The organism is Parabacteroides distasonis, assembly GCF_004793765.1.
Lineage (GTDB): Bacteria > Bacteroidota > Bacteroidia > Bacteroidales > Tannerellaceae > Parabacteroides > Parabacteroides distasonis_A.
Window position 1 is genome coordinate 15,135 of sequence record NZ_SRYM01000005.1, and the last position, 12,677, is coordinate 27,811.

The 12,677-nt window shown below is 43.9% G+C and carries 10 protein-coding genes and 1 tRNA gene; 3 read left to right on the forward strand and 8 right to left on the reverse strand.

The annotated features are described in order from the left end of the window. Positions 1-30: 30 nt before the first annotated feature. From E5342_RS02650 to E5342_RS02680, 7 genes are all read right to left on the reverse strand, one after another. Positions 31-2,403 carry an ABC transporter permease gene (locus E5342_RS02650; RefSeq protein WP_135958764.1) on the reverse strand — a complete coding sequence of 791 codons (2,373 nt, stop codon included), beginning with the start codon at positions 2,401-2,403 and terminating at the stop codon, positions 31-33. Positions 2,404-2,415: 12 nt separating this feature from the next. Then, positions 2,416-3,666, reverse strand: a complete 1,251-nt coding sequence (locus E5342_RS02655) for an efflux RND transporter periplasmic adaptor subunit (RefSeq protein WP_005861993.1) — start codon at positions 3,664-3,666, stop codon at positions 2,416-2,418. Between the two features lie 47 nt (positions 3,667-3,713). After that, the gene (locus E5342_RS02660; RefSeq protein WP_121736473.1) at positions 3,714-5,048 is read right to left on the reverse strand and encodes a TolC family protein; all 1,335 of its coding nucleotides are present in this window, start codon (positions 5,046-5,048) and stop codon (positions 3,714-3,716) included. Positions 5,049-5,552: 504 nt separating this feature from the next. Beyond that, positions 5,553-5,627 (reverse strand) — tRNA-Pro (locus E5342_RS02665). A gap of 59 nt (positions 5,628-5,686) precedes the next feature. Further along, the gene (locus E5342_RS02670; protein ID WP_135958765.1) at positions 5,687-6,427 is read right to left on the reverse strand and encodes a murein L,D-transpeptidase catalytic domain family protein; all 741 of its coding nucleotides are present in this window, start codon (positions 6,425-6,427) and stop codon (positions 5,687-5,689) included. 34 nt (positions 6,428-6,461) lie between these two features. Next, positions 6,462-7,478: a L,D-transpeptidase gene (locus E5342_RS02675; protein WP_135958766.1), complete on the reverse strand. Its 1,017-nt coding sequence runs from the start codon at positions 7,476-7,478 to the stop codon at positions 6,462-6,464. A gap of 113 nt (positions 7,479-7,591) precedes the next feature. Then, positions 7,592-8,680, reverse strand: coding sequence for an acyltransferase (locus tag E5342_RS02680; RefSeq protein ID WP_135958767.1), 1,089 nt, complete (start codon positions 8,678-8,680; stop codon positions 7,592-7,594). Positions 8,681-8,865: 185 nt separating this feature from the next. Here E5342_RS02680 and E5342_RS02685 point away from each other — a divergent pair, with 185 nt between their 5' ends. Further along, entirely contained in the window at positions 8,866-9,402 is a 537-nt protein-coding gene (locus E5342_RS02685; protein ID WP_121736469.1) for an HdeD family acid-resistance protein, read from the forward strand. Here E5342_RS02685 and E5342_RS02690 read toward each other — a convergent pair. Then, positions 9,397-10,302 (reverse strand): helix-turn-helix domain-containing protein, encoded by a 906-nt coding sequence (locus E5342_RS02690; RefSeq protein ID WP_135958768.1) that lies wholly within the window; start codon positions 10,300-10,302, stop codon positions 9,397-9,399. The two genes, E5342_RS02685 and E5342_RS02690, sit on opposite strands and share 6 nt — an antisense overlap. Before the next feature lie 312 nt (positions 10,303-10,614). Between E5342_RS02690 and E5342_RS02695 the strand changes: the two genes are divergently transcribed. Both E5342_RS02695 and E5342_RS02700 read left to right on the forward strand, forming a co-directional pair. Next, on the forward strand, positions 10,615-11,217 hold the full coding sequence (locus E5342_RS02695) for a TetR/AcrR family transcriptional regulator (protein ID WP_135958769.1): 603 nt from the start codon (positions 10,615-10,617) through the stop codon (positions 11,215-11,217). Positions 11,218-11,259: 42 nt separating this feature from the next. Then, complete coding sequence (locus tag E5342_RS02700) at positions 11,260-12,651, forward strand: TolC family protein (protein ID WP_135958770.1); 1,392 nt, start codon at positions 11,260-11,262, stop codon at positions 12,649-12,651. The last annotated feature ends 26 nt before the right edge of the window (positions 12,652-12,677 follow it).

A 12,677-nucleotide genomic window follows, 5' to 3' on the forward strand; every position in this document is an offset into this window, starting at 1 on the left:
AATTATCAATTTTCTATTATCTATTTTCAATCACTCAGATTTCAAGCAGTTCACCGGATTATCATTAGCCGTCTTGCGGGCATCCAGACAGACCACGGAATATATAATCAATAAGACACATACGCCACAACCCAAGAATATGTACCATGACAAAGGAACTTTTTCCGTGAATTGCTCTTGCCACTTTTGCAAGACAAAGTATGCTATGCCACCGCCTAATACGACCGCATAGATACAGATATACCCGATATCCTTTATGAACAACCTCAATATATTCCATAAGGTAGCCCCATTCACCCGGCGGACAGCGATCTCCTTACGACGGCGGCTCACCTCATCATTCGTATAGCCAATAAGCCCGATCAACGTAACAAGAAGCGTGACCAAACCTCCGATCATCACGGAATCTCGGAATTGACGGGAGTCCTTATATAAATCCATGATCTCGGAACGGAAAGAGATAGCGTTCAAGTCACGATCCGGAAATGTCTCGGATATCTTCTGCTGTAAACGAGCCATATGATCATTGGCCAGCTCATGGAACTTTACCTGCAAGGTGTACATGGGCTCATGAGTATAGAATAACACGGAAGGACGCATATCCTGGCTCGAGATTCCTCCCAAACGGATATTCTCATACACACCGCAAATCGTAAATGGCTCTCCGTTCCTGCTATGCTCGGTAATACAGATAGACTTCCCTATCACGTCATCCGTCCAACCAGCCACCAATTTCATCTTCTCCACGAAACGACGGTCTACCATGACCTCTCTCGAATTGCTTACGTTCTCCGTGAACGAGCGGCCTTGGATCACGGGAATCTCCATCATGTCCAAATATCCGTTACCTACCTCATACAGATCGGCGATATTAAAAAGCTCTCGCTCCTCACCCGGTAAAAGAATATTATTACCGGAAGCATGCTCGAAAGGCAATTGATAAACGGTGGTAGCCGCAACGACTCCCGGAAGCCGCATCACCTCATCCAGAATCTTGGCACGGGAGGTAGAGTCCACTCCGGCTAATCTACAGTAGGCAAGGTCCTCATAGGCATATCCCGGACGGTCGTTCACCATAAACGTATATTGACGGGCAACGAAAACAAGCATCGTCACCAAAAAACCCGTAGCTACAAACTGGACAAGCAACAAGACTTTCTTCCAGATACGCTTATTCTCCCGGTAATTACGGAAAGCGGAGGCCACCGGGACCCGGGCGTATAATGATCCCGGCATAAAACCGGATACGAAAAACACCAAGACACATATTCCCAATAAGAACAAGCTGCCATTGGACAAGAGCAAGGAATCTAACGAAGTCGCCAGCAACTCCTCCACCGTACCTCTAAATGCAAGGATCAGCAATAAGGCCAAGATCAGTGAAAGCACTATATGCACCAACGCCTCACCAAACATCATACCATGAATATTATTCTCACTCGCTCCATAACATTTATGGACAGCCACCTCCTTCGAACGATTTACGATAGAAGAGATCACGATCAAGACATAGTTCATCACCGCCGTAAAGATCAAAGCGAAGGCCAGTAAGGAAAGTATCCATGTCATTCGCTTGACTTGCGGCAACTCCTTGTGTAAGCCATCCAGCTCATGAAACGAGAAACCAATGTTAAACCCTGTCTTTTGCTGTTCCTCCGGAGGGAAATAAGAATTCACGAACGTATGCACCTGTTCCTCCAAAGCTAAAGGATTCACCCCCTTGTGTAATTTCACGTAGCTTATGTAACGATCATTTCCCAACATATTAGTAGGCGAACCCTCCCACATGAACCGACCCGCCGAAGCCATAGAAACAATCACATCGTAACGGGAATGAGAATTTTCCGGAACTTCCTCAAAAACGCCACCAATAGTCATAGTACGTCCCGGCGAACTGTCTACCGTGAAGTTTTTCCCGATAACATCGCCCCCGATATTTTTCGCTATACGACTTGATACCAACACGTACATCGGGGTGGAAAGAACCTCTTTCGCATTTCCGATCAGCATAGGACGAGGAAGAATATCAAAGAAACAACTATCCGCTATGATACAACGACCGGAGTATTTCATCTTGGTGTCGGTCATCGTAAAGGTCCAGTCTCCAAAACTCGTGTATCGGGTGACGGTCTCGATCTCAGGTATCTGTTGTTGCATGGTCGGGACAATGCCACCGCTTGTTTGCGGATAATCCTTCAACTCCCCTCCATTTTGCTGGTATTTCGCCCATACTTGATAGACCCGGTCTCTATCCGGATAAAAATCATCATACGATTGTTCGAAATAGACTTTAGCGATCAATACCAAACCTACCGCTAAACCGATTCCCAACGATACGATTTTCATCACGTTATGCCGCCCTTTCTTAAAAATGGAACGAATGGCGATTAGTATGTTTTTCATATTATATCGATTTTATTCCAGCACCAGCACTTCATTATCCTTATAACTCTCATAACTGGACACAATCACCTTCTCACCGGCTTCCAGACCTTCAAGAACCTCATAATATTGCGGGTTCTGACGACCGATCTTGATAGAACGCCTGTAAGCTTTCTTTCCATCCGGATCAAGAACAAATATCCAACTTCCACCCGTACTCTGGAAGAAAGTTCCCTTCGGGATAATGATACTCTCGGTAGGTTGCCCCAGCTCCAAGTTGATATAGTAGGTCTGTCCGCTACGGATATTATCCGGACGCTCGCCCGTGAAAACGAAATCCGTACGGAACTTACCATCACGAACCTCGGGATAGACCTTGCGTACCGTTAAATCGAAAGAAGAACCTTGACGCTCGAAAGCGGCGCTTAGGCCCGGTTTCACACGATCTATATAATGCTCGTCGATCATGGCCTCGATCTTATAATCGGAAAGGTCGTTAATCTGACCGATCTTTTGTCCCGGATTGATACTTTGCCCCAATACGACATCCAACAGTCCCAACTCACCGTCGATCTGGGAACGGACATTCAGGTTTTCCTTACGCTCGCGTATCAACAGGATATTCTTCCGCATGTTCGCTAAACTGGCCTCCATCTCATCCATCTGGATCGTGCGGGAGATAGAGTCTTGGCGCAAGCGCTCGGTAATCAAGGCGTGCTTTTGAGAGGCCAACTCGAAGTCCTCCTTCGCTTTCAGATAATCCTCCTTGGCGATCAAGTTCTCTTTATATAACTGTTCTTGTTGATTAAACGAACGGCGGGCCCGGTTCATGTCCATATCGTATTGAAGTTTCTCCATCTGATTGGTCAGCTTATCCTGCTCCATGGTAACCTGCGTATTACGAAGGAAGTTCTGCTTCTCCGCCAACTCAGCCTCAGCGTTCAATATCTGCAAATCCAGATTTGAGTTGCTCAGACGAACAATAATATCGCCTTTCTTCACCTGGGCGCCTTCTTCCACGACTTTCTCCTGCACGATACCTCCCTCCTCGGGGCTAAGCTGCACGACCGTGATAGGTTGCACCTGACCATCCATACGAAAGAAGTCGTTGAATTGCTCACGGGTCACATTACCAATGCTAATTCCTCTCGCATCCACTTTCAACGTAGAAGCATGATCACCAAAGATAATCCATCCCAACAAGATAACGAACAACACGCCACCCGCTACATAAGGAATATGCTTCTTCTGAAGACCTTTCTTTTTCTCTAATTGTATATCCATCGTATTCTATATTTTTTATTATCATCTAAATTCTATGTTCTCAATTCTTATTCATTGATAAGAGGCTTGCCCTTATAATAATCCACCAGCTTGCTTTTCAATAAGTACATCAATCGCTTTTGAAGCAGATTAGCCTTGGACTCCAACAGTGTATTTGCGCTTGTCTGTACATCCAGCGTGCTCATCAGGCCTTCCTCGTACTTCCGTAGGGTAACACGATAAGCCAACTCATCCGATCTCACCTTCTTATCCATCTGTATGGCCTCTTTAGCGTATCCCTCACGATCCAAGACAGATTGCTCTACCGCTGTCTGCAACTGGCGAAAGACCTCTGTTCTTGTCTCCCGAGCGATCCGCATATTGTTACGGTAACGACGAGCGTTCGTTAGTCTGCTCAAACCATCAAACAAGGGAAAGCTAAGGCTAAAAGAGACATATTCACCACGGTTATTCTTAAACTGATCCTTGAAACCTTCCGGGGCATTATCAGACTTCAGATTCTCGAAATAACTCGTAGAGATTCCGGCATTCAAATAAATACTCGGCAACAACTTTCCTTTATAAATACGATATTGGTATTTACTTTGCGTTAATTGATACTCGGCTTGCAAGGCGGTAGGGTTATTCCCGGACGCATAGGCGAAAATCTCCGCCACGTTCTCTACTTCCGGGACATAATTGATATCCGGTAATAAAGTATCCACCTCCAGTTCTAAATCAGAGGGATAATTCATACATTCCCTCAAGGTAAGCAAGGCCGTATTGAAAAGATTCTGCTGGTGGGTCAATGTATAATCATCGGCCGCTACTTGAGCCTCGAATTGAGCAACATCCGCTTTCCCTTTCAAACCCAGCTCTTCTTGCCGGCGAGTCTTATATAAGGTACGGTTACTCTCCTCCAATTTCTCGGCCGCCATACGAATCGTTCCTTTATAATACACCACATCCATATAAGCCTGCATGGTTTTCATCGCTAAATCATCTTTCGCTTTCTGGATGTCATTAACCCCCATACGGCGATTGGATTTTGCCATCAACCATTGATTGATCAGCTGTCCGCCCGTAAAAATAGGAATAGAAGCATCGAGGCCATAGTTATTATTAAACGTAGAAGTATTCTCATAGGTATTGGTCGCCGGGTCAATCGAACGGCCAAAACTATATTGCGCTCCGACCTTAGCCGATGCCGCAGGGAAAAAAGAAGCTATGGCGGCATTCCGTTCCGCCTTATACGTATCTGATGTATAAACTTGCTTTTTAACCGACGGGCTGTTTTCCACGGCATAGCGCATACATTCATCCAAAGTCCAAAGTTTCTCTTGGGCCACCGTTGCGGTAGCGAAACTGAGAGAAAGAACTGTTGTAAGTAATATTTGTTTCATTGCTCTATTATTTTCTACCTAAATAATAGCAAAGAACGTGCCAAAACACATAAACAACTAAACAACAATCAGATAACAAAAAGCCATTCTTTTAGAACTGTCCAATATTTTGACAATGCTGTCTAATTGTTTGACAGTATTCCCACTTTGATACGTAAGAGCGTCTCCTCTTCTCCCTAAGCAAAAAGCACTCTACTCCTATATGAATTCTTTCCCGATAACCTATGAATTCTTATACGCATACTGTATAATTCTACAAACCACGACGTGGTCTGTACAGATCAAGGCGTGGAATATACAGATCACGCCGTGGTCTATATATTCCACGGCGATAATCAGGAAATAGATGAGATAGTAATTATATTTGTATATAGTAAGAAGAATGTTTTTTACTTGAAGATACGAACAATTGTTTTGATTACAATCGTTGACTATCCTTTAGATCTAAGAACAAGACAAAAAAAAGGGAAACAGTCGAAAATCAACTGTTTCCCTTTTACCAAGTCGGGGTACCAAGATTCGAACTTGGGACCCCCTGCTCCCAAAGCAGGTGCGCTAACCGGACTGCGCTACACCCCGTTTTGCAATTCATAGTGTTTATCTCTGATTGCGGTGCAAAGGTACGCCTTTATTTTAAACTACAAAACTTTTCGGTAACTTTTTTCTTTAAAAATATCATTTTCTTGTTGAGCGGATAGAATGGAGCTTTGCGTCAGATAGCTCTTGTCGTTGGCGTAAATGAATAAAAGGGTTCCATTCTTTATCGTATTAATAATTGGCTTACTGACAGATACAGGCAATGCGGGGCAACCCAAGCTACGTCCTAACCGACCCGAGGAAGCGGCCACCGAAGGATCGGAATAAGAGGCGCCATGAATTACAATCGCCCTTTGCTTAGCCAAATCATTTATTCCTTTTTCCAATCCATTCAGGATAAGCGAATAGCCATTCCGACCTTGGTACGTATTTTCCGTCAGATAAAATCCTAAAGAGCTTTTGTGGGAACCGCTCTCGTTCGAGAAAGAGGTCGCATAAATCCCTCCGCTATTCTTACCGTGAGAAACCAAAGAGGTGTAAAGTATTCTCTTTTGCCGTATATCCAATACAACCATACGTTCCGCCGTAGAAGGTTTAGAGAAATCGATCAATGTAAGGATATCCTTATTTTTCCGCTCGATCTTCCCAGAACCTCTAAGCCCCTGCATAAACGCATCGAAACAAACCCATTGCTCCAACCGCATCTCCTCATATAATTGGCGCCCCATAACCGCCACAGGCGTTGATCCCGTTTCCGGAGATAGGGCACGCAAAACTCCACCGGTTGAAATTGAACCTACAGACAAGACAATAAAAAACAAATACAAGAAAATCCTTCGCATATTAAAAAACAATAACGCCGCGAAGTTATGATTTTTATTCTAATACAAAAACAATCGTCTCATTAACAGGTGCCCAATCATAAACAAATCGCGCATGCGAAGTCGCGTTTCTCACACACATATGAGACCGGGGTATCGTTCCCAACGAAGGACTATATTCGATCAATGATTTACGAGGAGCGTTGACCGGTACGCCATGGATATACGCCCCATTCGTAAAACGATTGGCATAAGGAGCGAATCCGCCTGTCTCCTTGGAACCGTCTACCAAATAGATCATGCGAGACTTTTTTTCTTGGAGAACATACATTCCCAACGGGGTTTCCTGCGCATAAGGAGGATGATACTGTCCGGTAGTCGCAGGGTTCATACTACGAACCAACCATTTCGAGCCGACGTGCTCCAAGGTCGCGATATTCTGGTTGTGACGATCCACGAAGATCGCCTTATCGAAGACTACCGTATCCCCTATTTGCTTGATATATTTCCTCGGAGCATACCACTCCTCCCCATCGTACACGGTTTGTATACGAGCGAATTTAGAATCCTTACCCATCGCCTTGATACGGACTAGGCTACCGTCACGTCCATAGATTTCGGGAGTCACGGTATCAGTCATCAAATAAAGCGGGACAGATTGATAACGTTCTACACCAAGCGTATCGGAAACCCTTTTATAGGCATCTCTCTTGAAGACTTTCACAAGAGGAGCCTCTCCATTCCTGTTTTTATAGTTCTGCAATATCGCCCATTGAGACGGCTCCTTTTGGATCGACTCCAATAAGGATAATCTTTCTTTCATTTTCTCCCATTGGAACTCCCGTGTCGTATCTTTATAGGGATAAGTATCTTCTAAAGTATGCTTATCGTAAAGCAACTCTTTCTCTATTTCGATACGGGAAGGCAAAGTCTCCACAATCACGGTGGAATCCTTCGATATAGAATCCACAGGAGTTAAGACCTCGGTTTGAGCAGGCTCGGTCCTCGGCGTACAATAACTTAGCGTACAAAGGCTCGATATCAAAAGTATAAAAACTGTTCTCGTCATCATTATTACCCGGGATTTATTTGAATATCGTAAATATACGATTTTTTCCAAATAACAGGTAATCTTATCATCTTGTTTACAAAGTAACCGCACCAAATGACAGAGCTATCCTATACTCATCCTATAATCCATTTACTGCCCGGTATTAATGAGATAATCTTTGTCGTCACATAACAGCTGATAAATGTACTTACCGCAATGCAGGGTATGGCGGCGACAGTAGGCAACACTAAATCGTGCTTGAACACAGTTACCCACAATCCGAGCCAAAATATATGCATAAGATACATACCGTAGCTGAGTCTAGACATCTCTGTTATAAGTCGTGGAGATTTCGAATCGCCTATGCAAGTAAAAGCGAGGAACGTACCCGCCGTAAGAAGCACACAATTGATTGTACAGAAAGCCCACCCGATCTCTATCTTGGGTGTGACAAGGATTACTCCGGGTACCGCTTGGACATAGAAAGAATAGATCGTCAGCAAGGCACCGACGAGCATCGAGGCAATTCCGATGACCAAACGTTTAGAATGGTTCCATGTAAGATGGACATGTATATAATGTGCCAGTACGAGGTATCCTAAATAACCGGAGAAGTACCAGAGTATATGGTATTCATTCCAAAAACATTGCCCCCACACCTCGCCGAAGCAACGATTGAGATAGGGCATACAGGTCGACAACAGAAACAAGCCGATGAAAAAAAGCTCTTCTTTCGCCGTGGCTTTATTCAACCATGGCGATATTACGGGTATAAATAAATAGAGGCTGATCAAAGGGTACATGAACCACAAATGTCCGGCCAGTGAAGGAAAGTTCAAGAATATTCTCGATATATCTTTCAATGATGTCTCGGCATCTATCTGCCCCCACAGCATAGGTAAAGTGCTGTATAATATCATAAATATGAAAAACGGAGGTAAGATGCGGATACAACGCTGACGATAGAATTGCCAAGAGGTCAGCCCTGCCTTCATGGGCGCAAGAAGAAAGGCGGAGACAATTATAAACAGTGGCACCGCCATGCGTGAGAAACCATCGTATACGGCTACCCATAACCGATCTGCCTCATTGGCCAGATAAGATTGCGGTCCCACCATATCCGTAGAGCCCTCAGCTCCATAAAAGTTTTCACTGGCGTGGACAACCATGACAAGGAAGCACGCAAACACACGCACGTAATCCAAAAAAACTATACGCTTCATTTTTTGTTTTAGTATTATTATTCGTTAGATGATTCAAGTTTGTCTTTTTATGCGAAGCATGCATGCAAGAGGGATATATTTCGATGTTTTTCCTGATACAGCTTTATGGCGTACAAAGGTAAAAAAAGTCGAAAAGAATATATACCTTTGTCATAAATTATAAATGAAATCTAAAATAAAAACATATGAGATCTATTAATGGCGCAGTTTTACGTAGCGCATTCGCGATGGTATTAGGGTTTGTTTTGGTATTATGGCCGGAAGTAGCCATAACTTATCTGGTTATTACGATCGGCATACTATTCATTTTACCGGGATTATTCGCTATCCTCAGCTATTTCACCCGACCGAAAAATGAGAACGGGGAGAAACCGATGTTTCCTATCGAGGCAACGGGAAGCGTACTGTTCGGAGCGTGGTTGGTGATCATGCCCGAGTTCTTCGTGAATATATTAATGTACGTACTTGGCGCCTTATTGGTTATTGCCGGCGTACAGCAATTGGTTTCATTGATATCCGCAAGGAAATGGAGCAATGTACCGTTTGGGTTCTACCTGATGCCGACTTTGATCCTGATAACCGGAGTAATGATTCTAGCCTACCCGTTCGGGGCGGCGACAAATACATTCGTAATCTTCGGCGTAGCCAGCATTTTCTACGGGGCCTGTGAGTTGATCAACTGGTATAAGTTCCACAAACATATAGAAAATACCGGATTATGATTTCCGGTATTCCATGGGTGATATTCCCATATGCTTCTTGAAAAACTTGCCAAAAGTGGATTGATCGGAGAAGTGGAGTATATCCGCTACCTGCTGAACCGTGGCTTGCGGAGTCTTCAATAGCATCTTAGCTTCGACAATCAAGGCGTCATCAATCCATTTATTCGCCGATCTACCCGTTAGCTCCTTTAAGATAAGCGAAAGATACTGCGGGGTAATAAATAATTTCTCGGCATAGAACGTAACGACGTGCTGCTCCTTGCAATGCTCGAAAAGCAATTGCAGGAACTGCTCGAAAAGCTCCTCCTTACGGGAGAGCGTAGGTGCTGTCATAAGTTCCTTCTTACCCATAAAGATATTAGCCAACTCGATAAAGAAACCGATCAAGGCGTTCTGAAGAGCCTCCTTCTGAAAAAAATGGGTACGCAACTTCATCTTTTCCCGTAAGATGGAGAATTGACCGGATATATGCTCTGTCTCCTCGGCACTCATCGCAGCACATGGATTCTTACGGATCTGCATATAATGCACCATGGAGTTTTTTTTCCCTGCCGGGGCAGTATATCCATCCAGAAAAGATCTGGACACGATCAACAAACGCCCTCTTAAATCTTTGCTCACTTTCGATACCTGTACGATATGAGTCGGCATCAAGGTTATAAACGTATTCTTCTCTATCTTATATGGAATATAGTCTACCGAAATATCGGCGGTACCTTCCTGTACCAAGATCATCAACAAGGCATTTAAACGCATCGGGGTGGAATGCTCCAGCCTTTTTTCCTCGTAATTAATCAAATCTCCGTTCAGATCCGCTATCGATAAATCATCTTGAAAGCTGTCACTGGATTCAATCCCCTTGATTAACTCAGTGACTTCAATTAAAGGTAAATTTTTCATATCTAATCTATAGATTATTATTATCACCTCGGACAAAGATAGAAATAAAAAGCCAAAGACCACCCATTATTTCGTTTTTAACCAATTTTCATCCAAAATAGAAGGAACAGTAAGAATTTTCAACAACACCCTGTTTCATTCCATACCAATACCGTAACAGTATAAACCTTTCCGGTTTTCTAAATATATCAGACCTTTGCGAACAGATTCAATGGGAATATCCGGTCATTGGTCGATTCTAACGGACGAATCATCGCTTTTTACTTGCATATGGGGATTGTCCCAGCTACTTTTGACGTAACAAAAACAAATATGATGAAGAAACAGATTATTAATACGGCGTTCGATCTTTTTTCTCAATATGGCATCAAGAGTGTGAGTATGGATGATGTAGCGAAAGCGGCTGGTATCTCCAAGCGCACACTTTATGAGTCGTTCGAGGATAAGGAGACTTTACTGATCGAGGGGATCGATCACAATTCCGAATCGCTCGGACAATATCTGACGGGACTGGAAAAAGAACCTTTCAATGCCTTGGAAGTAATCCTGCTCTTTTATGAAGAGATGATGAAAAACCCGAGATGGTTCAACGAGAAGTTTTACGAAGACTTGAAGAAATATCCGAAAGCCCAACAAAAAATAGAGATGAATAAAGCGAGAATGGGCAAGAGGTGTATGGACTTATTTGCGCGGGGTGTTAAAGAGGGCGTGTTCCAACAAGGGATCAACTTCGAGATCATGGCCTTGCTGGTGAAAGAGCAGACGAAGATGTTGCGGCCTTCCAATGTCTTCTGCAAGCATTCCATCACCGAGGTATACAACACGATCCTCCTCACATTCCTGAAAGGAATCAGCACCGAGAAGGGAAGAGCGATCCTAGACCGGTTCAACCTCAAACAATCCTATGATTTATAGCAAACACTGAATGAGTTTAATCACAGACAAAATCTATCCTAAATGAAACGATTATTGAAGAGTAGAAAAATGATGCTGGTCACATTTATGGTATTGCCTTTTCTGGCGGCGAGACCGGTTCTGGCTCAAGACACCCTGAAACTGGATCTTGGGAAAGTGCTAGAGATCGCTTTGAGCGAGAACCCGACCGTAAAAGTTGCCGATAAAGAAATACAGAAGAAAAAGTACGCACGTAAAGGATCGTATGCTTCTCTATTTCCGCAGATCAGTTTTGCGGGGGACTACAACCGTACCTTGAAGAAACAGGTGATGTATATGGACTTCGACATGGGTGACATGGGAGGCGGCAGCTTACCCGAAGACACGGACATGTCAAGTATGGACAAAGGCTTCGAGGTAGGACGTAGCAATAATTGGAGTTTGGGCTTCAACGCTTCCATGCCACTGGTGAACGCCTCTTTATGGAAAAGCTTGAGTATTTCAGCCCTAGACGTGGAATTGGCGGTGGAGCAAGCCCGCTCTTCTAAAATAGCGATGGTGAACCAAGTGAAAAAGAGCTTTTACGCTGTCCTTCTGGCAAGCGACTCTTACCGGGTATTCAAGCAAAGCTACGACAATGCCATGGAGAATTATCTGGACATCAAGCGAAAGTACGAACAGGGAACCGTAGCTGAATATGACCTGATACGTGCCGATGTGGCAGTAAAAAATACGGAGCCTAATCTGTTGCAGGCAGAGAACTCCCTTACTTTGGCCAAATGGCAGTTAAAAGCGTTATTAGGTATGGATCTGGATTTAAATATCGATTGCGACGGGCAACTGACGGATTTCAAGTCCAGCCTCTTTGCCGACTATCTATCCACAGACACGACCTTATCCGAGAATACGGACTTGAAACAATTAGACCTTCAAGCGGAACAGCTAAAAAAGACGCTGGTCATGCAGAAATTCGATTATCTGCCAACCTTGTCACTGACCGGCTTATATCAATGGAGTGCTATGAATAATGACTTCAAGTTCAAGAATTACAGATGGAACCCCTATTCAATGATCGGTATCACGTTATCGATTCCGATCTTCTCTGGAGGCAGTAAATTTTATAAAGTAAAGCAGACAAAAGTCTCCATCGACCAATTGAACCTGCAACGGGACGATACCAAGCGTAATCTACAGTTGGCCGTGAAGCAGTACATTGATAATATGAATACCTGTATCAAGAAGTTCGACGCCGCCCAAAAGGGAGTCGAGCAAGCGGAACGGGGATATATGATCTCACAAAAACGGTACGACACCGGCGCCGGCACATGGTTGGAGATGAACGATGCCGAACTTGCCTTGACGCAGGCCCGGTTGAACTTCAACCAATCTATCTACGACTATATGGTAGCGAAGGCGGATCTGGAGAAAGTATTAGGTAACGGACAGATAAATTGAAAATTTAATAGATAATAATTAAGAAC